Annotated in this window: 19 protein-coding genes, 1 pseudogene and 1 riboswitch (1 of these 21 cut by a window edge); of the genes and pseudogenes, 16 read left to right on the top strand and 4 right to left on the bottom strand. The window is 41.3% G+C overall.

Features of this window, described 5'->3' with window-relative positions:
• The 7 genes and pseudogenes from ORD22_RS11730 to ORD22_RS11700 form a co-directional block, all read left to right on the top strand.
• Positions 1–563 (top strand): annotated as a pseudogene (locus tag ORD22_RS11730) (replicative DNA helicase); it begins 682 nt to the left of the window's first position.
• A gap of 16 nt (positions 564–579) precedes the next feature.
• Positions 580–1,056, top strand: a complete 477-nt coding sequence (locus ORD22_RS11725) for a hypothetical protein (protein ID WP_317646197.1) — start codon at positions 580–582, stop codon at positions 1,054–1,056.
• Positions 1,057–1,176: 120 nt separating this feature from the next.
• Positions 1,177–1,857, top strand: coding sequence for an S-layer homology domain-containing protein (locus ORD22_RS11720; protein ID WP_317646196.1), 681 nt, complete (start codon positions 1,177–1,179; stop codon positions 1,855–1,857).
• A 7-nt stretch (positions 1,858–1,864) separates the two neighbouring features.
• Entirely contained in the window at positions 1,865–2,194 is a 330-nt protein-coding gene (locus tag ORD22_RS11715; RefSeq protein WP_317646195.1) for a CAP domain-containing protein, read from the top strand.
• A 466-nt stretch (positions 2,195–2,660) separates the two neighbouring features.
• Entirely contained in the window at positions 2,661–4,568 is a 1,908-nt protein-coding gene (locus ORD22_RS11710) for a hypothetical protein (RefSeq protein ID WP_317646194.1), read from the top strand.
• Between the two features lies 1 nt (position 4,569).
• Positions 4,570–5,418 (top strand): hypothetical protein, encoded by an 849-nt coding sequence (locus ORD22_RS11705; RefSeq protein WP_317646193.1) that lies wholly within the window; start codon positions 4,570–4,572, stop codon positions 5,416–5,418.
• Positions 5,408–6,169, top strand: a complete 762-nt coding sequence (locus ORD22_RS11700; protein ID WP_317646192.1) for a hypothetical protein — start codon at positions 5,408–5,410, stop codon at positions 6,167–6,169. The genes ORD22_RS11705 and ORD22_RS11700 overlap by 11 nt, the downstream gene beginning before the upstream one ends.
• Positions 6,170–6,301: 132 nt before the next feature.
• On the opposite strand, the gene ORD22_RS11695 is transcribed toward ORD22_RS11700, so the two are convergent.
• The 3 genes from ORD22_RS11695 to ORD22_RS11685 are packed head-to-tail and all read right to left on the bottom strand — an operon-like array spanning position 6,302 to position 11,108.
• Positions 6,302–8,332 carry a DUF262 domain-containing protein gene (locus ORD22_RS11695; protein WP_317646191.1) on the bottom strand — a complete coding sequence of 677 codons (2,031 nt, stop codon included), beginning with the start codon at positions 8,330–8,332 and terminating at the stop codon, positions 6,302–6,304.
• A 36-nt stretch (positions 8,333–8,368) separates the two neighbouring features.
• Complete coding sequence (locus ORD22_RS11690) at positions 8,369–10,789, bottom strand: DEAD/DEAH box helicase family protein (protein ID WP_317646190.1); 2,421 nt, start codon at positions 10,787–10,789, stop codon at positions 8,369–8,371.
• Positions 10,782–11,108, bottom strand: coding sequence for a nucleoside triphosphate pyrophosphohydrolase (locus ORD22_RS11685; protein WP_317646189.1), 327 nt, complete (start codon positions 11,106–11,108; stop codon positions 10,782–10,784). Before ORD22_RS11685 ends, ORD22_RS11690 begins: the two co-directional genes overlap by 8 nt.
• Before the next feature lie 340 nt (positions 11,109–11,448).
• Here ORD22_RS11685 and ORD22_RS11680 point away from each other — a divergent pair, with 340 nt between their 5' ends.
• The 9 genes from ORD22_RS11680 to ORD22_RS11640 all read left to right on the top strand — a co-directional run bounded on the left by ORD22_RS11680 (position 11,449) and on the right by ORD22_RS11640 (position 22,687).
• Positions 11,449–13,491 carry a bifunctional diguanylate cyclase/phosphodiesterase gene (locus ORD22_RS11680; RefSeq protein ID WP_317646188.1) on the top strand — a complete coding sequence of 681 codons (2,043 nt, stop codon included), beginning with the start codon at positions 11,449–11,451 and terminating at the stop codon, positions 13,489–13,491.
• 145 nt (positions 13,492–13,636) lie between these two features.
• The gene (locus tag ORD22_RS11675; protein ID WP_317646186.1) at positions 13,637–14,542 is read left to right on the top strand and encodes a chemotaxis protein; all 906 of its coding nucleotides are present in this window, start codon (positions 13,637–13,639) and stop codon (positions 14,540–14,542) included.
• Between the two features lie 55 nt (positions 14,543–14,597).
• Positions 14,598–15,002, top strand: a complete 405-nt coding sequence (locus ORD22_RS11670) for a hypothetical protein (protein WP_317646185.1) — start codon at positions 14,598–14,600, stop codon at positions 15,000–15,002.
• Between the two features lie 30 nt (positions 15,003–15,032).
• Complete coding sequence (locus tag ORD22_RS11665; RefSeq protein ID WP_317646184.1) at positions 15,033–16,166, top strand: glycerate kinase; 1,134 nt, start codon at positions 15,033–15,035, stop codon at positions 16,164–16,166.
• A 50-nt stretch (positions 16,167–16,216) separates the two neighbouring features.
• Positions 16,217–17,641: an alanine/glycine:cation symporter family protein gene (locus tag ORD22_RS11660; protein ID WP_317646183.1), complete on the top strand. Its 1,425-nt coding sequence runs from the start codon at positions 16,217–16,219 to the stop codon at positions 17,639–17,641.
• A 208-nt stretch (positions 17,642–17,849) separates the two neighbouring features.
• Positions 17,850–18,025: riboswitch (cobalamin riboswitch) on the top strand.
• 144 nt (positions 18,026–18,169) lie between these two features.
• Entirely contained in the window at positions 18,170–20,398 is a 2,229-nt protein-coding gene (locus ORD22_RS11655) for a ribonucleoside-diphosphate reductase subunit alpha (RefSeq protein ID WP_317646182.1), read from the top strand.
• Positions 20,386–20,823 (top strand): flavodoxin, encoded by a 438-nt coding sequence (locus tag ORD22_RS11650; protein WP_317646181.1) that lies wholly within the window; start codon positions 20,386–20,388, stop codon positions 20,821–20,823. The genes ORD22_RS11655 and ORD22_RS11650 overlap by 13 nt, the downstream gene beginning before the upstream one ends.
• Positions 20,802–21,839, top strand: a complete 1,038-nt coding sequence (locus tag ORD22_RS11645) for a ribonucleotide-diphosphate reductase subunit beta (protein WP_317646180.1) — start codon at positions 20,802–20,804, stop codon at positions 21,837–21,839. The genes ORD22_RS11650 and ORD22_RS11645 overlap by 22 nt, the downstream gene beginning before the upstream one ends.
• A 62-nt stretch (positions 21,840–21,901) precedes the next feature.
• Positions 21,902–22,687: a hypothetical protein gene (locus ORD22_RS11640; RefSeq protein WP_317646179.1), complete on the top strand. Its 786-nt coding sequence runs from the start codon at positions 21,902–21,904 to the stop codon at positions 22,685–22,687.
• Positions 22,688–22,693: 6 nt separating this feature from the next.
• Here ORD22_RS11640 and scpC read toward each other — a convergent pair whose 3' ends face one another.
• The gene (gene scpC / locus ORD22_RS11635) at positions 22,694–24,211 is read right to left on the bottom strand and encodes a succinyl-CoA:acetate CoA-transferase ScpC (protein ID WP_317646178.1); all 1,518 of its coding nucleotides are present in this window, start codon (positions 24,209–24,211) and stop codon (positions 22,694–22,696) included.
• Positions 24,212–24,366 lie beyond the last annotated feature (155 nt).

The following is a 24,366-nucleotide window of genomic DNA, read 5'->3' as shown; positions in this document are numbered from 1 at the left end:
TGCGAATGCGCGATCCGTATCAATACTTCAGCGAACATCAAAAAAGCACTTGGCTTACAGCGATTGGTCAGCTGGACAATGCCAAAATTCATATTGATGACCGTAGTGGGTTGAAAGTAAGAGAAATCAAAGCAACAGCTAGAAAGTTCATTAAAGAACATCCGACGAAGCGGCCAATTATTTTCATCGACTATTTACAAATCATTTGTCCGGAAGGCTCCATGGAAAATCAAACACAAGCGATTGGCAAAGTTAGCAGCGATTTAAAAACGATGGCAAAAGAATTCAACTGTCCCGTCGTCGTACTGTCGCAGTTATCGAGAGCAGTTGAAATGCGATCGGACAAGCATCCGATCATGAGTGATTTACGCGATTCAGGAAATATTGAACAAGATGCCGACGTTGTGATGTTCCTCTACCGTGAAGATTATTACAACACAAAAGATGAGCCTACGAATATTTTAGAAATTCAAATCGCCAAAAATCGTAATGGCCCAACCGAAACAGTAACAGCATACTATGATAAACGAACCGGCAAACTACATGATTTAGGGAAGAAATGAAAGGAGAGAATAGGAAATGGTTACTGTCCAAGATTTATTCGACTACGCTGTTGAATTCGACTTATCGCATTTAGCCCACAGCATCTTCTGGGCTCTCAGTCATAAAAAAGTGCGTGTAGAAGATGACCATGAACAATTAAAGAAATTGGATTTCGATGAAGTGGCGATTAAGCAACTCATGGAAGAAAATTTGCTAAGTATCGGAAAGGTGAAACTATTTGTTATGGAAACTGAAGAAAAAGACTGGTTCGCATTTTATTTGGCAGAACATTCATTGGATGCGTACCGATTACATGAAGACTTATTTCGCGGACCGCAACGAAAAATCACGCGAGCGGATCGTTTAATGGTTCGTTTCATGGCGTTTGCGGAGTCGGGAAAGGAAATGACTGTCAATGCGTATAAGAAGGAAGTCGTAGCATTTCCTGCGTATGTCGGGCATGTGAGGGCGGGAGAACGGGTAGTGTATCGGAGGGAGTTGGTTAATCAATAGACGCGAAAAAAGCGATCCGCTATCTATGGAAATATTTTCTTGCCTAGCTTCCAAAAGTAGAAGGAATTACAAGAGCGATGTAGAAAGGAGTTAAGGAGTTAAAGTAGGGGGGAGATAGAATTGTTTATAAAGATACTTTTAAGTTTACTAACATTTGTAGTAGTCTTTGCTCTGCTGACACAATGGAAAGTACAAGCGTCTGGATTCTCGGACGTTACAAATTATAAGCGGGAGATTGAATATTTATCAGGAAAAGGCATTATCACTGGTTATGAAGATGGTAGTTTTAAACCTTCTACAAACGTCACACGTCTTCAAGCAGTCACCATGATACTTCGAGAAAAAGGAATCACTGATTTTACTGCCGCCGATCCGGGCTTTACAGATTTGAAAAAAGGAAACTACGGATATGACAAAGTTGCGAAAGCAGTCGAGCTAGGAATTATTTCAGGTAAAACAAACGAACATGGTTCAAAGTATTTTGATGCTGGAGCCCCATTAACGAGAGGACAAATGTCTAAGATCTTAGTTCAAGGATACAATCTACGGAAAACTGTAGGTGTTAGATTTAAAGATGTCCTAGAGAGCAATGGATTTAAAGGTTACATTAGTATACTTGCAACTGAAAATATTACTACGGGCTATTTAGACGGCACGTTTAGACCGAATCACAAACTTACACGTGAACACTTCGCTGTATTTATGGCTAGAATGTTGAATGGTGATTTTAAACCAGAAAAGAACCCAAATCCAGCACCAAATCCGATTCCAGTACCAAAATCTGATCCAACACCGTCTTAGTACACCAGTGCAACCGAGTCAACCAGTAGAGAAACCACAAAATGCCAATGCCTCAGAGACGGAGCAAAGCGTTCTAGACTTTACAAATGCCGAGCGTGTGAAAGCAGGGTTGAAGCCACTGCAAATCGACGCAGCATTACAGAAGTCCGTGAAACAAAAATCAGCAAATATGGCGACAAATAATTATTTCTCCCATACGAGCCCTACATACGGTTTCCCTTTTGAGCAAATGAGGGCAAATGGTGTTACGTACCGAAGCGCGGGAGGGAATATCGCAAAGGGGTATCCACACGTGCAAGCAGTTGGTGCGAGGTGGATGGATTCTGCAGGCTATTGATGAAATATTTTAAATGAAAGTTTTACATATATTGGGGTTGGGCGTGATGAAAATGGGGGATATTGGGCGCAGTAGTTTAGTGGGAAGTGAAGAGAATGGACGATGGTTTATTGGGTGTTGTTTGTTTTTTTTAGAAGAGTTAATGGATAAGGTTGGAATAGTCCTGGAATGTATCAAAACGTATATGAGTCTATCTACTAGAAAATTGAATAAACACATTAAAGTTTCTATGGAGGAACGGGTGGGAAAATCTTAGTGAAGAGGTACCCTTTAAAACTGGGTGATGAGTAACCTTGGGGAAAAGGATCTTTATAAGGGCCTTTCTATTACTTAAACGTATTACCTATCTCACTTTCCACTAATATTGATCCATCTCAAGCATTGACTTATACTACTAATATAATTACTTATCTAACTGGTTAATTAGTGTGATTAGTGAATGGGTAAATTAACGTGAGGTGCAACCATGACATATTGGAACTTTTCCCCTATACCAAACATAGAGGAATCAAATTTTAATAAAATTCTTGAACGATTTTATAATCTTAAAGTATCTGGCTTAATTCGTGAAAATCTGCAAAACTCTCTTGATGGAAGAATGTTAGGAACTGTTGATCCTGTAAAAGTTAAGATAAAAACAGGAATGATTAAGAGTGAAGATGTTCCTGGAATAGGCGAAGTTATTAAACGAATACATAGCTTAAAAGGTCGAAATAATTATACGACAGAAGCAATAAATCATATGGTCAAAATGGCTAAGGCGGAAGAAGTTCACTATATTTCTTTCGAAGATACGAACACTAGAGGTTTGACCGGAGCCAAAAACGGTCAGAGTGATTCAACTAAAGATACATGGGCTATTTACGCCTACAATAAAGGAGTCCATTCAGAGGAAGAAGATCCTACTCTCGAAACATCAAGGGGAGGATCTCATGGAGTAGGTAAAATCGCTTCAAATGCTGCTTCAGATTTGAATATAATGTACTTTGCCAACTGTGATGAATTTGGAAATCAACATTTGGGTGGAACAGTACAGTTGATTGAACATGAATATCAGGATCAGAGCTACCGTTCAACAGGATACTTTGCAAAACTGAAACAGCTTGAAGCAGGTAAAAATAAAACAAAATTTTATCCTTTTCAAAACAACTTCCATGAAATCTTTGAGAAAAACACACGTGGCTTAAAAATCATAATTCCTTTCCTACGAAAAGAGTATAGTGATCAACGTGAAATTATTCGAAGCGTGTGTGACAGCTTTTTTATATCGATCTTACATAAAAAGTTAGAGGTGGATGTGAATGGTAAATTAATCAATGCTTCAAATATTGAAGAGTATGTAAATAATGCCGAGTACTATCCACAAAACATTTCAGATATGAAAACCGAATTCACACCACTTTATGTTAATACGTTCTTAAAAGAAAAACCAATAGAAATTAATGTATCTGACGGTAGGGAAGACTACACGTTTAACCTCCATTTCCGGTATGACGAAGAAATACCTAAAGGGCGTGTGGCAATTGTACGAACCATTGGTATGAAAATTGAAGACAAGAAAGTGAAAAATAAAGCAAACCAACCATTTAATGCAGTGCTAATAGGCGGAATTAAAGAAGATGCCTACTTAAAGTCGTTAGAAAATGAATCACATACAGAATTATCGGTGGATCATATGAAAGATCCAAATCTTCAAAAACGTGCAAAACGATTTATTAACAACTTGTCTAAAGAAATAACCATTATTCTTGACGAGGCTATAAGAAAGCAAAACCCAACGGATGGAAAGATGGATACAAAAGATCTGCTTTATGTATCCGAAATACAATTGAAGAAAGAGCTTTCTAAAGCAATGGGTGCAGTTGTGATTGATAAGAAAAAACCTGTTGTTAAGATGAAAGATGATTCATTGCCACCAAAAGATAAAGGAGCTACTAAAGGAACGTCAAAAAGGAAGACCCCAGATCTAATCAAACCAGTTAGAAGAGAAACGTCAACGAACGATAATGCGGATTCCGAAGACGAGCGTACTTTGAGTTTATATACTGTTCATCCGAATACCGTAGAGCGTGTGGTAATAGGAGATCGGGAAATAGTCCGTTTTAATTTATCTAGCAATGAACAGGTGAAAAAGGCCAAAACATGTAATGTAGGCATTTCAATTATTGATGGGATGGGTCAAGAGTATAAAAATGCATTCCGATTAAAAGATAACTATGTAGAAATTCATGATAAAGTCTCGGCGACAGAATGCTCGTTGAAAGACAATAAAATAAATGATGTAACAATCAATCGAGGTATAGCTGAGTTGACATTTAAACTTAAAAGCGACTATAACCGGGCATTGAAATTTGTTTATTATGTAGAGGTGTAAAATGATATACAAAAAAGATGCGAACTTTCCTTATCCAGTTCTCACGAATACATCGAATAGTTACGATAGTGGCGGATTTACGCTGAGTGTTGACTTGAAAGAGAACACGGACAACTATCGTTTTGATATAGAGTTTGAAGTAGAATCAGACTTTTTAATGGGATTGCTTTCTAATAGAAAAGCCCAACTCTATCTTGTTGTTCAGTCCAAAGACAATAAGTTTTACGAAATAGATCCTAACGAGAAGTTTGTAGATATTCCTAAGACAAGAATATCAATAAATAATCGAACTTCTATTCAAATGAGTATTCAATCAAAAGAAGATATTTCCTTTGCCGCCAATGATGACATTAATAGCTTCTTTCAAGAATTCAGAGAGGATATAGTTGTTTCTCGTCACGCGATTCTTGGGTTCTCGAATACAGTCATTTTTGAAGGTAGTTCAGCAAAGCCTTTTGATTTGTTTGAAAGGAAAGTAGATCCAACATTATCGTCGGCTATTAAGATAGAACTTAGTAGTGAAATGATCATCATTCATTATCGTGATGAAGAGCTACAATTCGCGGGCTTGCCTATGAGCGGCAATTTTAATAATCCATATATCTATATGGGTCTTCAAAAAGCTCTTTCTCGCTTTATCAGCAACTACGGTAAAGATGGTCAGGTCTATTTGGATATGATCGATCTACCTATTGATCAGCTGGATGCCAAATTGTATAGGCTTATGAAAGCTAAAATGGTCTTTGAATTGGATACAGAATCTATTGATGAAGCCATTTATAATATTTCGGATAAAGTAATTGAGAAATATGCATTAGCGGTAAAGGGGTTGGCAACCAGTGGAGATTAGAATACTCGAAAAAGGCTATCGAAATAACGTGCAATTTTATAAAGACTTTCTAAATGGCACGATTGAAGATAATGATGATTATTTTTCAGATGAGACAGTAAATATAAAGCAAGCTCCTGACTTTCCTATCTATATTGCATATAAGAATGAAGATCTCCGGAAAGAACTATTTTTAAAAGCATTTGAAACGATGGAAAAGTATTATCTGACCAGTGATAGAGAGTTACACTTAGATGGGCGGTTTTGGCACTCGTTATTACTATTGAAAAAACGAGAATTCTTGCTTAATGAGTATCCGGAAATAAAAGATAGTATAGAGAACTTTAATAAAATAGTAGTGAAGAAGTTTGATTGGGAAAACTATATCTACAAATCTGTACTAGCTGCTGAGTATATTTCCGATATGGTGGCGGATGAGGCAGAGAGAAAACGTTATTATGAAATTATTATTGATAACTTAGATCTTTACAACTATATGATTAAGTATGAGGTATTTCGCAGTAAGCAATTCGTATTTAATATTTTAACGATTGTAGATGAACTGGGGATATCTAGTATACTAAAGAAGAAAATCAAGGGTCGTGATGACTTAGGTGCTGATACACGAATTGGCCGACAAGTTCTGTTTGAATTCAATAAGAATTATCCAGTAGTTATGTCGCCAATGCTTGAAAAAGATGATTTAAAGGAATTATTTGTTGAGTACTTGGGATATTATACTAGTGTTGAGGAGTTAAAGGTTCTTGTGTAAGGAATTGATATCATAAAAAAAGAGAAGTACATCTTCTTTTAGAAGTGTGCTTCTCTTTTTTATGGTACAAGGTTGGAGAAGAATAGAGGGAACATGACTTACTACGTTCCTATAGTGAAAGAACTAGATAAGTTAATTTGTAATTTTAACTTCTATTAAATCCTCTATATCATAGTATTCAGCCAGTAATCCGATATAATTGAAAATAGTTTGGGCATCTAAATTTGTTTCTACATATAGACCTTCAACCCTTTCTCCTTTTCTAAAAAAGGTTTCGTTGTATGAAAGGAGTTTCTGGAATTGCCTTTGTTTTGCCAAGTCTAAATAACCTTCTAAATCCTTATCCGCTAGATATTTCAAGAAGTTGAGTAAAACAGCCTTCCAAGTTTCTGCATTAAAAGAGCGTTCTTCAATTTTTAAGTGTGTAGGCTTTTTTCCTGTTACAATAATTGGATCAATGATATTAACATATGCATCCCCACCAAACGTATCTAATTTTGAAGTGTTATAACGATCCTCAGGTAGTGACCATATTAGGAGAGCGGTTTTGAATAAGATTTCCCCTCTTTTAAGTATATTGTCTTTATTCCATTTATCAAAAGCTGAAATGTCACGTGTGATTTTAATATTCGATTGACTGTAAAAAAATTTTTTCTTCTCAAAATCTCGATTGGACAATTCAGAGTTGTAATTCGTTAATGTCAGATTGCCTATAGTGTCCTTCAGAATAATATGAACCTCATTTGAATTTTTCCCTAGCTCAATCTTCCAAGAAGGGCTTAAGGATTGCGGCATAATGTGTTCTACTGTAATGTTTTCCATATCAACAAGCTCTTTATGGCCCCTTGATTCTATATTAGATAGCAATATAACAGCTAGTCTGCTTTTTCGTTGATAGATGTCACCGTTGATAAAGCTATCTCTAAACTTTTCGTCGCGAGGGAAAACAGCACTTCCTTTACGGCTCATTAAATAGTCCTCTACTGCAACTACTATTCCATTGTCATTGTGCCTTTTTGTTACCTCTTTCCCCATTGAAGCAAATACTTTATTAAGAGCATTCGTAGGCAAGTTACAAACTAGTCGACGTATTAAATAAGAAGAAATAACCTTCAAAACTTCAAGAAACTCTTCCTGTAAAATCAATTTCTCATTATAGTACATGTCGAATATCTGAAGTAGGTACGGGAATGCAACGGTGGATTGCATTTGGTTATATATTTTTAAGTAGTGCGCCACTTCTTTTTCAGGTGCATCCTGTCTAAGAAATAATTTATAGAACTTAGAGTACTTATACAGTTGCTCTAATATTTCTTTGCTCCTGAATTGATTAGTTGTAACGTATATTTTAAATTGGTGATATACTTTACTTTTATTAGGAATATTACCTGTCTTCATCGTTATAAAATCTCTTATGAAGTCAGATATTTTTGCATTGGTTAATTGCTTTTCAATCGGAAGCCAGTAGTTTCTATACATGATTTCTTGAGATTCTGGTGGTTCGTTCATTAATAAGTAGTTTCTAATTAAATCTGATTGAGTCAATGCAAGACCTGTAGAATTAAGGCTTTCAAAAATCACTTGAGGGTTTTCATCTTTTCTACCTTGTTCTAATTCTATATATACGATTTTTACTTTCATTAATGCTTCATACATTTCCTCGGTTGATGAATTCGAATGTTGAAGTAAATACATTAAATGCTTATAGTTCTTATGTATTTTAGAATTCATATCAGATAGATCATGAGTCAGCAGTTCGTTATAGGCATTCCGATCTTCTTGGACAGGAATTAGCTTACTAACATATGCTGCATCAACATTTCGATTTTCAAAATACATGTCATTGATTTCAGAGGTATATCGATGATCTTTTCCTAAAGTATCATGAATAGCTTTCAAGAATAAAAATGTTGTTGTAATTCTTTGTTGGCCATCTATTATAATTAAATCTGTTCCCATTCCGGGGAAGGATGACTTTACAAACACGACAGTTCCTAAAAAGTGCCCTTTATAACCATCTTCAGTTACAATTCGTTCAATATCATAAAAATATTGATTCACCTGTTCTTCTGTCCATTCATAGTTTCTTTGATATACAGGAACGCGGAAGACGGTTTTCTGCTTATTTAAGAACTCCAACAATAAAATAGTGCCTGCATCCATTTATTATCTCTCTCCTTTAATAAATATAATCTTAATCTATTTAATCAACTTTACACCCTTCCTCTCAAAATACCCCCACAACCGATACTCACAAATCTCCCTAACCCAATCAAACAAAATCCCCTCATGCTCCTTCGCCACAACCAACTGCGGAGCAAACACGCCATCCTCAAATAAAATCCTACCCTTAGAAGCACCACTCCACTTCGTCATAGGCATTCTCGCGATAAGGTTTGAAATTTTTTCTTCATTATATACATGCAAAGACTTTCCGGTTTTATCTGCAAGGTCGGTATCTCTTCGATAATCCTTCTCCATCAAATACCCATGAAAAAACGGTGCAACTTCCTCCGGTGTGACAGGTTCATACCAAGCCCCCGGTCCTTTACTCAACATATATTTCAGCACAATCATCTTATAACTCTTGTTCATGCCAGTACGATTCACTTCAATTAGCCAGTCTTTATGCTGTTCAAGTACTTCCAGCTCCAATGCATTCAGTTCTCCCGCATGTTGCAAGAGAATAGGGTATGTCTTGAATTTCTGCTGGATGGCTTTGGAGTCTTCGTTGGCTTTGAGATGATATTGTAAATAGGTCGGACGCTTGCCAAGTTCAGTTTTCAAATCAAAATAAGCATTAATCAGTCGTTGCTGAATCGGTTCATTTTGCTTCATTGCTTCTAATAGATTAATTACTGCGGTATCAAAATGAAACTCAAAATAATTTGGCTCTGTAAACGTCTCGCTACTAATCTTCGAAGGTAACTCACTTTCTTCATTAAACACTTGGAATTTCTTCCGCGCATTACGGTAATTCCCGATCAAGTCAATGATGACACAATGCGATTTTCCATCTGCAATCCGTAGCCCTCGTCCAATTTGCTGAGTGAAGACAGTCAGCGATTCAGTCGGGCGGGCGAATAGTAGGGTATCGACGGATGGAATATCGACGCCTTCATTAAATAAATCGACGGTGAAGATAATGTCGAGTTGGCCACTTTCGAGCATGTTGCGTGCCGTGGTGCGTGTGTGGCGGTCGGTGTTGCCGTGTAGTGCGAGTGAACGGAAACCTGCTTGGGCAAAATGTTTGTGCAGGTAGATTGCTTGTCGGACGGATGAGCAGAATCCGATTGTACGGGTTTGTTTCTGTTTAATCCATGCATGTAGAACTGCGTCAGCATAACTCTCGCGTACTTGCAGGCGCAATAGTTCTTCTTCGTCGTAGCGGTTATTTCTCCATTTTAATTGGCTATAGTCAGTTTCATCGAGAACCCCGTAATAGATGAAGGGGGATAGCCAGTTTTGCCGAATGGCGTCTAGGAAGTGGATGGAGATGGCTTCGTTGCCGTCACATAAGCTATAGACGTCTTTGTTGTCTAGGCGGTCGGGTGTGGCGGTTAGACCGAGTAAGAACTTAGGCTTGAAGTAGTCTAGTACGCGTTCATAGGTGCTTGCGGCCGCATGGTGGAATTCATCAACTACGATTAGGTCAAACGCGGTCGGTGAAAATTGTTCTAGATGATAGGTTCGCGCGAGTGTTTGGATAGAAGCAAAGACGAATTCTGTATCGTGTTGTTTTTGGTAGCCGTTGTAGATGCCGCTTGTCCGCTTAGGAAAGACATGAGCGAATGATTGTTGCGCTTGTGTTAGTAATTCTTCGCGATGGGCGATGAATAGTACGCGTTTATAAGATTCAGCGAAGAAGGCGGCTAGATAAGTTTTGCCAAGTCCGGTAGCGAGTACAGTCAACGCTTTTTCGTAGCCGCTTTCTACTGTTTCATGCAATGCATCGAGCGCTAGTTGTTGTGCAGGACGTGGTGCGAGCGCGCTAGATCCATAAGAGTCGCTTGGATCTGCAATTTGCTGTTGTTCTACCTCGCCAAAAGTCATTTCGATTTCTGTTTGTGGATCGACGACTGCACTGAAAGGGAGTTCTCTGTTCGTTTCGTCATAGCGCTTGCGGTAGCGATCGATTTGTTCGCTGTTGAGCTTGATCGTGTTCGGTGATAAAAACATCTTCATGAATTCATCCGCTGCTGTTTCGAAAATGTTTTCGTCCACTGTGGATGGTGCGTATAGATTCCACTCAATTCCGCTAGTGAGTGCGGATCTCGACAAGTTCGACGAGCCGATGATGACGGTTGCGTGATCTTTTGATTTGAACAAATACGCTTTCGGATGAAAGGAAGTACCGCCACTTTCAATCATATGAATCTCAGCAGAAGGTAACTCGTCAACCAATAATTGCAGTGCGTCCGGTTGCGTGATGGACAAATAGTCACCTGTTAGGATTTTAATTTCCGCACCACGACGGGCGGCGTCACGCAATACAGGTAATACTTCGTTGACACCAGTTTTCATTAGAAAGGCAGTCAGCCAGTAAATCGTATCCGCTTCTGCAGTGAGTGTTTTCAACTCCGCCAGCAAATTTCGGGTAAGTAATCGCAGTTTACTCATCGTGAACTTCCACTAAATACATTCGTTCCTCAAATCCACCGCGTTTTGCGGCTTTATCCGCACGTATCGCTTCTAATTCTTCAATTGTCACACCGTGGAATGTTGCTGCGGCATGGATAAGTTCTAGTAAGTCCGATAATTCCTCCACCGAATCTTCCGCAGTCTCTGCTTCTTCATACTCCGCTAATTCCTCATGCATTTTTTTATTCACTTCTGCAATATAAGAAGACTCGTCCAATATGTAAGTCACACACGTCTTACCGTCTTTTTCAATAATCTCCGGAATCAAATCACGAACGAGTTTGTTGTAGATGGGCATATGATCACTCCTATGTCTTATTATTTACTATATTCTACTATATTTTTGTAAGTAGAAGTAAAGCGTGCGAAGCCATCTTTCTTTAGTTTTCGAAATTTACATTTTAATGAATATCCATAATTGCAAAAAAATGCTAAAAAAACTTCGTGAGTATTAGATTATTATTAAAAAAATATATAAATTTTACGGTATATGCTTATTACTTATTGACTAGGCCGTCAGAATAGTAAATAATGAATATTGAGAAATCCTATTTAAACAGCCTTAAAATTAGTAATTAGAAGTACTATAATAAAGTATAATTTTCCTTTTACATAGGGAAGCGAGGAGGTGGGACTACATGTTTTCTCCACCTGACTATTTGAAATATGAAGAACTACAAGTCACTTATTTAAATGAGATTATTTTGCTGTCTATACTAGTTGTTGGTTTCGCATCTTATACAACATTGTCGCTATATGATCGCATGCAGAAGCCGAGTGTTTTTAAGCGGAACGTATGGATTGCGTTAACTTCTTTATCGATGGCGTTTGGTATTTGGGCTATGCATTATGGATTGATGAATGCGATAACGTTCCCTCTTGCAGTTCATGTGGATTATACAATTAGTCTACTATCGATCGTGCCTGCGTTTATCGCTTCGTTACTAGCGTTTCGTTTGGTCGATGGACCGATGAAGTCCTGCTGGAGGCATCCAATTGCCACGGCGCTGCTAATGGTAGGTATGATGGCTACGCATTTTATTGGGGTGAAGTCGATAAAAGTAGATGTGTTGCTTGTGTATAACTGGCAACTTCTTCTAGCGGCTAATATTATCGGAGGTTTATTCATTGATCTTACCCTTCGCTTAATTACCCATTTGCATCGGTCGCTTCTCAATAGGTGGCTAGCTGTTGTATTACTGACGTTCGGTTCGTCAACTATGCATTATGTAGGCATGGTTTCTACAAAATTCTATATAAATGTAGAGCAGCCATTTGCTGAGACGGTGGTTAATCATATGGATTTCCTAAATTCACTTATCGGGGTCGGTATCGTTGCCTTGTTAGTCGGAATGTTATTGACTACGTATGTGGATGATTACGTGGATGATTGGATGCAAAATTTTGATATGTTAACGAAATTGCCGAATCGACGGAGTTGGGAACATCATGTAATTGATGAAGTCGCAACTGGAGATATAGCGATCTGGAATTTCCCGAATATACAGCGTCTTAATAAAGTGTATGGCTATCAGGCAGGTGATGAATTTTTGCTGCAAGTTGCAGAAGTTCTTAATCAATGGAAACCGAATTACGTTCAATTGTATCGAGTGGGTGGAAATCGCTTTTTGTTTTATGTGCATCAGGCGGGGCGAACAGAGGATATCTATAAGGACTTAATCATTATTGCGGGACAACTTGATCGGTTACCGTTAATAAAGAGTAAGGATATACGCTATATATGTGGTCTAGCAAAAGCGGACCAACAAAAAACGGTACGCCAATTGTATAAAGAATCGATGAGGGTAGTGGAACAGGCTGCTGATGCGCGTGAATGGGGACTGGTCACGTTTAATCCAGCAATTCATGGTGTTTCTCATGAGCAAGATGTGCTACGTGATATTACGAAAGCAATGGAAGAAAATCAGCTGTATCTCGTATATCAGCCGAAAGTAAAAGGTGATAATCAGAAACTTGTTAGTGTAGAAGCATTGTTGCGTTGGGATCATCCGGAATTGGGCTCGATTGCGCCATACATCTTTGTGCCTATTTTGGAACGTGATGGACGGATGGGGGAAGTGACGGACTGGATTGTTCGTGAAGTGTGTAAGCAAATTCAGGAATGGGATCAAAGCAACATTTGTATTCCGCAAGTAGCTATTAATATTCCTGGTGAATATGTGGCGGATTCGCGGTTGTTGGATCGATTGTACAGGGAAACTAATTTTTATCGTATCGAACCGAACCGTATTGAACTGGAAATTACGGAAACGAGTACTGCGAAATCCGTTGAACAGGCAGTGGCGGCAATTAAACGTTTTAAGCGTTACGGCTTTTCGGTGGCGTTAGATGATTTCGGTACGGGTGTTTCGTCGCTTTCTTATTTACAACAACTACCTATTACTACGCTGAAAATTGATAAATCTTTTGCAGATGGTGTACCTGGTTCACAAAAGGAATGTGCGGTACTCAATGCGATCCTTACCATTGGACAATCTATGGATTTACAGATGATTGTTGAAGGGGTCGAGAAAAAAGAACAAGTAGATTTCTTGTTGGATTTGCAACCGAATTTAATATTCCAAGGTTACTATTTTGCTAAACCGATGTTGCCAGAGAAGTTGGTAGGGTGGATCGCTGGATCAAAAGAGTACCAACAAGTGCATCTAGTTAGTCGATAGTCTCACAATAGACCGATAGCTTTCTCTGGATTGCCATAGATTGCTGACTGAACTATATGATATAGTAGTCCTAAAGCTTTTAGCACTATAGTTAGTATGAATTCGATAAATAGATAGATAACATGGCTTGAAAGGGTGGGAGAAGTTGGCGAATGATTCGGGGATTTTATTGGAAAGCGGTACAAACGAGTTAGAGATTGTCGGGTTTGAAATGGGGGGCAATCGTTACGGGATTAACGTCATCAAGGTAAAAGAGATTATTATGCCGTTGCCAATCACACCAATTCCACATGCGCATTTTGCGGTGGAAGGCATTATTCAATTGCGCGGTGAAGTGTTGCCCGTTGTCAATATGGAAAAAATCTTAGGTATGGCGCCTTCAGCCAATCCTTCAGATGAAAAGTATATCGTGGCGTCGTTCAATAAACAGACCGTTGTGTTCCAAGTACACAACGTCACACAGATTCACCGAATTTCCTGGAATCAAATTGAGAAACCTTCAGGCATTTATGCGGCAGAGAATTCCCAAGTTATCGGTGTTATTAAGCTAGACGGGGAAATGCTGTTGTTGTTGGATTTCGAGAAGATCATCCTCGATATTAATCCAGAAGCGGGCATTAATGTGGAGCAAGTGAAGAAGTTAGGCAAGCGGGAACGCTCAGATAAACGCATTTTAATCGCCGAGGATTCACCGTTATTGCGTAAATTGCTTCATGATACATTGAACGAAGCGGGTTATGTGAATTTGGATTTCCATGAGAACGGTCAAGACGCTCTTGATTATTTGGAAAGCCTTGTAGCGGCAGAGGTGGATGTGAAGAAGGAAGTCCAGCTGGTCATTACGGATATCGAGATGCCGCAAATGGATGGTCACCATTTCACAAGACGAATCCGCGAGAATCCAGAGCTCGCAGGTTTACCAGTGATCATTTTCTCTTCATTGATCACAGATGATTTAAAGCATAAGGGTATTAGTGTTGGTGCGGATGATCAGGTGAGCAAGCCAGAGATTGCAGAGTTGGTATTGAAGATTGATCAGTATATATTGTGAGACATGAAGGCTTCCTATAATTAGGGAGTCTTTTTTTGTTTTGTGAGAGGGTGTGTTGCTCGCGCTCATAGAACTTGGTCCCGCGCTCATAGAGTCAGGTCTCGCGCTCATAGCCCTCGGCCCCGCGCTCATAGAATCAGGTCCCGCGCTCATAGAGTCATGTCTCGCGCTCATAGTCCTCGGCCCCGCGCTCATAGAATCAGGTCCCGCGCTCATAGAACTTGGCCCCGCGCTCATAGAGTCATGTCTCGCGCTCATAGAATCATGTCTCGCGCTCATAGCCCTCGGCCGCGCGCTCATAGAGTCATGTCTCGCGCTCATAGAACTTGGCCCCGCGCTCATAGAATCATGTCTCGCGCTCATAGAACTTGGCCCCGCGCTCATAGAATCATGTCTCGCGCTCATAGCCCCCACCCCCACGATCATAGAACAACCCATGTCCAACAATCCTCAAACCTGATAAACTTACAGATAAAAGGGAGTGAAGGCTATGAAAGTGATTGTTGCGCCTGATGCATTTAAAGGGAGTTTGACGGCTGAAGAGGCGGCTGTGGCGATGGAGCGTGGTGTGAAGAAGGTATTTCCAGAAGCGGAAATCATCTGCTTGCCAGTAGCGGATGGCGGGGAAGGGACGTTGGAATCGTTAGTTTCTGCGACGAATGGGCGTTACAAAACTTTTACTGTACATGACCCACTGGGGCGTCTGATTAAAGCGCGGCTTGGGATTCTTGGGGACGGGGAAACTGCTGTGGTGGAGCTTGCGCAAGCTTCCGGGATCACGCTACTTACTGACGATGAGTTAGATCTGATGAAAGCTTCTACGTATGGTACGGGGGAATTAATCCGTTATGCGCTTGACGAAGGCTATCGCAAGTTAATTGTAGGTCTCGGCGGCAGTGCGACGAATGATGGTGGGACGGGGTTGCTTGAGGCGCTCGGTGTACGTTTTTTGGATTGTGAAGGAAAGTTGCTAAAAATGAGTGGATATTCACTTTCACATATTGATATAATAGATGTCTCGCAGCTCGATAAGCGATTGAAGAGTACGGATATTTTGATTGCTTCAGACGTGGAAAATCCATTAGTTGGAGTATCAGGCGCAACGCATATTTTTGGTCCGCAAAAAGGCGCGGATGCGAAACAGGTGGAGTTTCTTGACGCTGGCATGTTACATTTCGCGGATGAAACCGAACGATTGGTAGGTAAACGCTTACATGACGTTCGTGGAGCGGGAGCAGCAGGGGGGACTGCAGGAGCATTGCTTGCGTATTGTGGGGCTCGACTGGAAAGTGGTATTGCTGTTGTGCTACGTGCGATGGATTTTGTGCAGCATCTTTCCTCGGTTGATGTACTATTGACGGGGGAAGGGAAGACGGATTTGCAGACGCTAAACGGCAAGGCTTTGATTGGTGTTGCAAGGTTGGCAGCGGAACATGGAATTCCTGTAATTGTAGTTTCGGGCGCCGTGGAGGAAGTGGCTCGGGAACAGCTAACTGAATGGTTTGCCGGAGTATACGAAGTAGATGATGGTCGACCGCTTGCTGAATTAATGGCAAATGCATCTGAGCTGTTGACGAGAAGGACGGAAGAAGTATTTTCACTGGATTTTAATTTTTTTCTATGATGCGTATTTAGCGGTTAGCAGGGTATGTATACAACTAAGGAGGTGCTCAAATGTTTCAACATGCTTTGGATTGGCTCGTAGGACCAGCGAATAATTTCATTTGGACGTATGTGTTAATTGGACTTTTATTGGTTACTGGATTGTATTTCACGATTCGCACAAAATTTGTACAGGTGCGCTTGTTTGGTGAGATGTTCCGTTTGATTGTTGAGAAGAAAGACAGTAATGATGGTGTGTCTCCGTTCCAGGCGTTTACGATTAGTGCGGCGTCGCGTGTCGGGACTGGGAACGTTGCAGGGGTAGCTCTTGCGATTGGTATTGGTGGGCCCGGAGCGATATTTTGGATGTGGGTCATCGCGCTGATCGGTATGGCGACTGCGTTCATCGAGAGTACTTTGGCGCAACTGTATAAGGTGAAGGACGGCGATACATTCCGTGGAGGGCCGGCGTATTATATGGAAAAAGCGCTTGGACAACGGAAATTAGGAATTGTTTTTGCCATTTTATTGACGATGTGTTTCGGATTTATCTTTAACTCGGTGCAATCAAATACGATCAGTCAATCGTTTTCGGATGTCTTTGGTATTCCGCACTGGACGATCGGAGTCGGCTTAATGGTATTGACGGCTTTTATCGTTTTTGGCGGTGTGAAGCGGATTGTAAAAGTAACACAGACGATTGTTCCGGTAATGGCGACATTTTATATTATCGTTGCATTGTTCATCGTCGTTATGAATATTACACAAATTCCTGCGATGGTTCTGTTGATTTTTGAACATGCATTCGGCGTTAAGGAATTTGTAGGCGGTGGGATTGGTATGGCGATTATGCAAGGGGTTCGTCGTGGTCTATTCTCCAATGAAGCCGGTATGGGTAGTGTGCCGAACGCTGCAGCTACGGCTAACGTGTCACACCCTGCGAAACAAGGGTTAGTACAGAGTTTAGGCGTATTTTTCGATACAATTATCATTTGTTCTGCAACTGCGTTCATTATTTTACTTGGTGGATTATATGAGTCAGGTGAGACGAACGGCATTTTGCTGACACAAGCATCCATGGCGGTACATGTAGGTGCGTGGGCTCCATACTTTATTGCGATTGCTATTATGTTTTTCGCCTTTAGTTCGATTATTGGTAACTACTATTATGGCGAAACGAATATTGAATTTATTAATGCGAATAAAGGTTGGAAGTTAGTGTATCAGCTACTTGTTCTCGGAATGGTATTTTTCGGAGCTGTCGCAAAAGTACAAGTCGTTTGGGATATGGCCGATCTATTCATGGGACTTATGGCTATTATTAACTTGGTCGTGATCTTGTTGCTTGGTAAAGTGGCCTTCCAAGTGTTGGACGACTTCACGAAACAGCGACGAGCGGGAAGAAATCCAGTGTTTAAAGCGGCCAGTATTCCAGGTCTAAAAGGCGCGGAATGTTGGGAAGAAACTGCGGAAAAGCCAGAAGATCGAATTAACTGATGGAATATGTTCGTTTAAAACGGGCATATACATTGTTCACACAATATCTTTTAGTCAACGCACGGAAAGTTTGCTATAATTGAAAATACTGCTTGAAACATAAAGGCATCGTAGTTCAGAAGCATGAATCTGAGCTGCGATGATTTTTTATGCTTTACAAGTCAGACCACAACATGTTAGGGTTATACAAGGAGTTGACACACTATATATAGTATTTTGATGAAATGGTACCTATCACGGTTTAAAAGGGAATCCGCTGAAAACGGAGCTGTCCCCGCAACTGATGGCACGGACGACTGTCTTGAAAAACCACTGCTTCGGCGGGAAGGAAAGACGGAAGGACGATGTGCTAGCCAGGAGACCTGCCATTCATTCAAGCATACATTCTTCGGGGTTGGAGAGTGGAAGCGGCGAGCAGGGGTTTTTTTGTCTGCCTAAAACTTTCCACATATAACCATTCATCACATGATGACTCCCGAATTTCTAGGGAGTCTTTTTCTTTTTACATAACTTAACCAAAGGGAGCAGATGCAAATGGCTATTATACATGAAACGGTTGGTTTGGATTTATTGCTGGAAAATCTTCAAGAGGAGTTTGGGAAGCAGAAAATCGAGCCGTTAGTTCAAGCGAGCGAACGATACCAGGAGCGTCACCCAAATAGCTCAGCTACGGAGTGGACGAATGCGATGGTGCTTGAATCGTTGAGCAGAATTGACGAAGCGAATGCATACTGGACGTTTGTTGCTGCGCGTATTTATTTATTCGATGTTTATGCGAAGCAAAAGGCATTGCGTGGAGCAGATGTGTATACCGATTTCGCGAAAAATGTAGAACGCTTGGTGGAACAAGGATTGTACACGCCTGTTTTGACTGAGAAGTATAGTACAGAAGAATTGAACGAGATCGGACAGTTGTTAGAGCCGACCCGCGACTTATTATTTACGTATATTGGATTGAAAACATTAGTGGATCGCTATGTGACGGTGAATTTCTCTAAGCAATCTGTGGAACTTCCTCAAGAGCGTTGGTTGATCATCGCAATGACGTTGATGCAAGATGAAACGGAAGATCGCATTCATAAAATCGGTGAAGCGTACTGGGCGATGAGTAATTTGTATATGACGGTTGCGACGCCGACATTATCGAACGCAGGCAAGATGCACGGACAACTGTCTAGCTGTTTCATCGACACGGTGGATGATTCCTTGCAGGGCATTTACAACAGCAACACAGACATCGCAAACTTATCGAAATTCGGTGGCGGTATTGGTGTTTATATGGGGAAGGTTCGCTCGCGTGGTGCCTCTATTCGTGGTTTTGAAGGCGCGTCAAGCGGTGTGTTACCTTGGATCAAGCAATTGAACAACACGGCAGTTAGCGTCGATCAGCTCGGTCAGCGACAAGGGGCTGTGGCAGTATACTTAGATGTTTGGCATCGGGATATTTTCACGTTCCTAGATTTGAAACTGAATAACGGTGACGATCGTTTACGTGCACATGATATTTTCACAGGTGTTTGCTTGCCGGATCTATTTATGGAGAAAGTCGAAGCGCGTGAAGAGTGGCATTTATTCGATCCACATGAAGTGCGTACGAAGATGGGCTTTTCATTGGAAGATTTCTATGATGAGAAAAAAGGTCAAGGGTCGTTCCGCGACAAGTATGAAGAATGTGTAAACAATCCGGATCTATCGAGAGAGACGGTTTCAGCAATTGAAATTATGAAACGCGTGTTGCGTAGCCAGTTGGAGACGGGTACACCGTTTATGTTCTACCGCGATGAAGTGAATCGTACAAACCCGAATAAGCATGAAGGAATTATTTATTCTAGTAATTTATGCACGGAAATATTGCAAAATATGTCGGCTACTACATTCGAATCAGTTTCATTGGAAGACGATCTAGTCGTTACACGTACGAAGCCAGGCGATTTTGTAGTTTGTAATTTATCTTCTATCAACTTAGGTAGAGCTGTAACAGCAGATGTATTGGACCGTTTGATCACAATCCAAGTGCGTATGCTCGATAACGTCATCGATCAGAATAAGATTCCTGTTGTACAAGCGCAGCGTACGAACGCGCGTTACCGCGGAATTGGCCTCGGTACTTTCGGATGGCACCATCTGTTAGCATTGAAAAACATTCAATGGGAGTCCGATGAAGCGGTTGAATTTGCAGATAAGCTCTATGAAAATATTGCGTATTTAACGATCAAAGCTTCTATGGAATTATCGAAGGAAAAAGGTGCGTATCCATTGTTTGATGGTTCGGACTGGCAGACAGGCGAATACTTTGAGCAACGTGAATATGATTCCAATAAATGGCGTGAACTGCGCATGGACGTAGCAATTAACGGAATGCGTAACGGCTATTTGATGGCTGTAGCACCAAATAGTTCGACATCTGTTATCGCGGGCTCAACTGCTTCCATCGATCCAGTGTTCAAACCGTTTTACCACGAAGAGAAGAAAGATTATAAGTTGCCGGTCATCGCACCGGATTTAGACCATAATACGTATGACGTCTACCGTCGTTCAGCGTACATCGTTGATCAGCGCTGGTCTATTAAGCAAAATGCTGCGCGCCAGCACCATATTGATCAGTCGATTTCATTCAATATTTATGTGCCAAACTCCATCCGTGCATCCGTGTTGCTCGACTTGCATATGCAAGTGTGGAAATCCGGTATGAAAACGACGTACTATATGCGTTCCACAGCTTCTGACATTGAGGAGTGCGAGTGGTGTCATTCTTAATTGCTTACGCTTCTTGGAGCGGAAACACGGAAGAAGTGGCAGAGTTAATTGCTGAAAATCTAAGCAGGGAAGGGATTGCGGTCGATACACATCGTATCGGCATAGGCACCTTGCCGGAAGTTAAAAAATATGACGCGTTTTGTATAGGTTCCTTCACATGGGAAAAAGGAGCAACGCCTGATGAAGTGAAAGATTTTGTGGCGGATATCGGTTATAAGCCTGAAACCGTCTACGTATTCGGCACAGGGGACACGCAATTTGGCGGAGATGAATTATTTTGCAAAGCGGCAGAAAAACTAGCGCGCTTTTATGATTCACCGTTTGAACCACTAAAAGTCGAACAAAGCCCACGCGGCAAACAAGAACAATTAGTAACGAATTGGACGAAAGGAGTGCTCGATCATTGGCGACACTTACACGAGTAAAAGTTTTAAATCCAGCAAATCCGAATAAAGCGACAGCTATTTTCGGTGGGGAAGCAAGTGGAATTCTAAATTGGAATGACATCGCGCACCCGCATTTCTATACACTACGTCAGCGCATCCGCTCTCTTTTCTGGACAGCGAATGAAGTAGACATGACACAGGACGTGAAGCAGTTTTCACGTCTAACAAAAGAAGAACAAGCGGCTTTCCTAAAAATCATTGGCTTGCTCGCAACGCTGGATGGTCCACAAACCGTCATCGCGATGAAGATTGCAGACTTCACGACAGATCCATCTGTTAAGTCGATCATGGCTACGATTGCCGACCAGGAAAGTGAGCATAACCATAGCTATGCCTACGTTTTATCGTCCGTCACGAACTTAGACAAGCAGATGGAATCATTCGAAATGGGCCGATCTGATGAAGTTTTACTAAAACGTAACGAACGAATCGTAGACATCTATAACGAATTTGCAGAAAATCCAACAATTGATACCGTGCTAAAGGCAATGGTATATACGACATTACTTGAAGGTTTATTCTTCTACAGTGGTTTCGCATTCTTCTACAATCTAGCCCGCCACCAAAAGATGGTCGGTACATCGACAATGATTTCATATATCAATCGTGACGAACTCCAGCACGGCAAAGCAATTAGCGATATTTTCCGCGCAGCACTTGCGGAGAACCCTGAATACAACACGGATGAATTTACAGAATGGATTTATGACCAGTTCCGTCATTCAGTTGAGCAGGAAGTCATCTGGAGTCGCTACGTACTAGGCGAAATTGATGGCCTCGAAATGGACGAGATGGAAGGCTACATTAAATATCGTGCGAATAAAATGCTGCGGATGCTAGGCTTGAGCGAAATTTATCCAGAGTTCACAGATAATCCGATGAAATGGATTCGTGCGTACGTTGATAACTTTGACGATACAAAGACGGACTTCTTCGAACAAACGAGCCGCCAGTACGTAAAGACTAGCGATCTGAACGGTTTCGATGATCTATAAGCAAGGAAGGAAAGGAAGCGCACAATTGCGCTTCCTTTTTTATTATTTGTAGTTGGGATCTGGTGCTCGCGCTCGTAGGAATCTTTTCTGCGCTCATAGAAAGTGTTGCCGCGCTCATAGAAAGTGTTGCCGCGCTCATAGAAAGTGTTGTCGCGCTCATAGAAAGCGTTGCCGCGCTCATAGAAAGTGTCCCCGCGCTCATAAAAATCGTTGCCGCGCTCATAGAAAGTGTCCCCGCGCTCATAGAAAGTATTCTCGCGCTCATAGAAATCGTTCCCGCGCTCATAGAAAGTGTCCCCGCGCTCATAAAAAGTGATCCCGCGCTCATAGAAAGCGTTCCCGCACTCATAGAAATCGTTGCCGCGCTCATAGAAAGCGTTGCCGCGCTCATAGAAAGCGTTGCCGCGCTCATAAAAAGTGATCCCGCGCTCATAGAAAGTATTCTCGCGCTCATAGAAATCGTTCCCGCGCTCATAGAAAGTGTCCCCGCGCTCATAAAAAGTGATCCCGCGCTCATAGAAAGCGTTGCCGCGCTCATAAAAAGCGTTGTCGCGCTCATAGAAAGCGTTCCCGCACTCATAGAAAGCGTTGCCGCGCTCATAGAAATCGTTCCCGCGCTCATAAAAAGCGTTGCCGCGCTCATAGAAAGCGTTGCCGCGCTCATAAAAAGCGTTGCCGCGCTCATAGAAAGCGTTGCCGCGCTCATAAAAAGCGTTGCCGCGCTCATAAAAAGTGATCCCGCGCTCATAGAAAGTGTCCCCGCGCTCATAGTCCCCTCAGCATCCAAGCGAAATCAAAATCAAACACAAAAAAGCGAGCGGATACTATATCCACTCGCTTTACTATAGAATTTATTACTTCTTAACAGCTTCTCTGTGCATAGTCTTGTTCTTCGCAAGATTCACGTGCCAAGATAGAGCTTCTTCCAAGATGTGTGGAGTTTGTCCGCCCACTTGTTCAACGGCTCTGTTGTAGTAATCACGTAGCTCTTCCTTGAAGTCCGGGTGAGCACACACTTCAATAAGCTTTTCAGCCTTTTGACGTGGAGCCAAGCCGCGAAGATCCGCGTAACCTTGCTCTGTAACGATTACATCTACATCATGCTCTGTGTGGTCTACGTGAGAGCAGAAAGGTACGATAGATGACACGTCGCCGCCTTTTGCATATGATTTCGTAACGAAGATTGCGATACGTGCGTTACGTGCGAAATCTCCAGATCCACCGATACCGTTCATCATGCGTGTACCGCTAACGTGTGTAGAGTTAACGTTTCCGTAGATGTCTAGCTCAAGTGCTGTGTTGAATGAAATGACGCCCAGGCGACGGATGACTTCTGGATGGTTAGAAATCTCTTGTGGACGGAAAACTAATTTGTCGCGGTATTTAGCGATATCTTCATTTAAGTTGTCCAAACGTTTCTTAGAAAGTGTTAATGAAGTTGCAGAAGCGAACTTAACTACACCATCATCGATCAAGTCGAAAATTGCGTCTTGAAGAACTTCGGAATATACTTCGATGTCTCTGAACTCAGATGTTCTCATACCATCAAGAACAGCGTTAGCTACAGAACCAACACCTGATTGAAGTGGCAATAATGATTCGTCCATACGGCCAAGTTTGATCTCGTCACGAAAGAAGTTTAACAAGTGATTTGCAATCTCTTGTGTTTCTTCGTCTGGAGGAACGATAGGGGATGGAATATCACCTTGCTCCGTAATGACGATCCCGCGTACTTTTGCAGGGTCTACTTTGATACCCGGTGTACCGATTTTATCAGTTGGGCTGTAAACAGGGATTTCTTTTCTCTCGCCTTGTTGGGCAGGGATATAAATATCATGTAAACCTTCGAATTCAGCTGGTGCGTTTACGTTCAATTCGATGATTACATTTTTTGCTTCTTGTACGAAAATCGGTGAATTACCTACTGAACCAGTCGGTATAATTTGACCGTCCTCCGTAATTGCTGCTGCTTCGATAATTGCATAGTCGATAGGTCCGATCACGCCTTGGCGAATCCACTCAGCTGTATGAGAAAGGTGCTGATCTATATAGAAAGAATCGCCAGAGTTAATCTTTCCGCGCATTGTTGCGTTACCTTGGTAAGGAACACGTAAGTTAATGATGCCTGCTTCTGCCATCAACTCATCAACGTTTGGCCCAAGAGAAGCGCCTGTGAAAACGTTTACCTTGAATTTCTCAGTTTTACCTCTTTCAGCTAATGCCAATGGAACCGCTTTAGCGTCTCCAGACAAAGTAAAACCACTTAGACCTAAAGACATTCCGTCCTGGATCCAAGATGCTGCTTCTTCTGCTGATACGATCTTATCTTTTAGTGCTTCACAACGAAGGACTTTGTTTAATTCGTTTGACACGGTATCATCCACCTAACCTTTCATTTTGTATATTATTCTATCAGTTATTTAAATAAAATCAACACAATATTATGGGAACTATACTAATTCTTCCAAAAGACTTTTTCTTATACTTTTACATCGGTGAGATAGGGTTTCCCCTAGTTTTTGAGGGG

It is taken from the genome of Sporosarcina sp. GW1-11 (genome assembly GCF_033088395.1).
Taxonomy (GTDB): domain Bacteria; phylum Bacillota; class Bacilli; order Bacillales_A; family Planococcaceae; genus Sporosarcina.
This window is presented reverse-complemented; position numbering and strand designations above follow the sequence as displayed.

Bases quoted from the DNA above. Each gene is read 5' to 3' on its own strand.
- ORD22_RS11725 (WP_317646197.1), top strand. From the start codon at position 580: ATGGTTACTGTCCAAGATTTATTCGACTACGCTGTTGAATTCGACTTA.
- ORD22_RS11710 (WP_317646194.1), top strand. From the start codon at position 2,661: ATGACATATTGGAACTTTTCCCCTATACCAAACATAGAGGAATCAAAT.
- ORD22_RS11705 (WP_317646193.1), top strand. From the start codon at position 4,570: ATGATATACAAAAAAGATGCGAACTTTCCTTATCCAGTTCTCACGAAT.
- ORD22_RS11695 (WP_317646191.1), bottom strand. From the start codon at position 8,332: ATGGATGCAGGCACTATTTTATTGTTGGAGTTCTTAAATAAGCAGAAA.
- ORD22_RS11690 (WP_317646190.1), bottom strand. From the start codon at position 10,789: ATGAGTAAACTGCGATTACTTACCCGAAATTTGCTGGCGGAGTTGAAA.
- ORD22_RS11685 (WP_317646189.1), bottom strand. From the start codon at position 11,108: ATGCCCATCTACAACAAACTCGTTCGTGATTTGATTCCGGAGATTATT.
- ORD22_RS11680 (WP_317646188.1), top strand. From the start codon at position 11,449: ATGTTTTCTCCACCTGACTATTTGAAATATGAAGAACTACAAGTCACT.
- ORD22_RS11665 (WP_317646184.1), top strand. From the start codon at position 15,033: ATGAAAGTGATTGTTGCGCCTGATGCATTTAAAGGGAGTTTGACGGCT.
- ORD22_RS11660 (WP_317646183.1), top strand. From the start codon at position 16,217: ATGTTTCAACATGCTTTGGATTGGCTCGTAGGACCAGCGAATAATTTC.
- ORD22_RS11655 (WP_317646182.1), top strand. From the start codon at position 18,170: ATGCAAATGGCTATTATACATGAAACGGTTGGTTTGGATTTATTGCTG.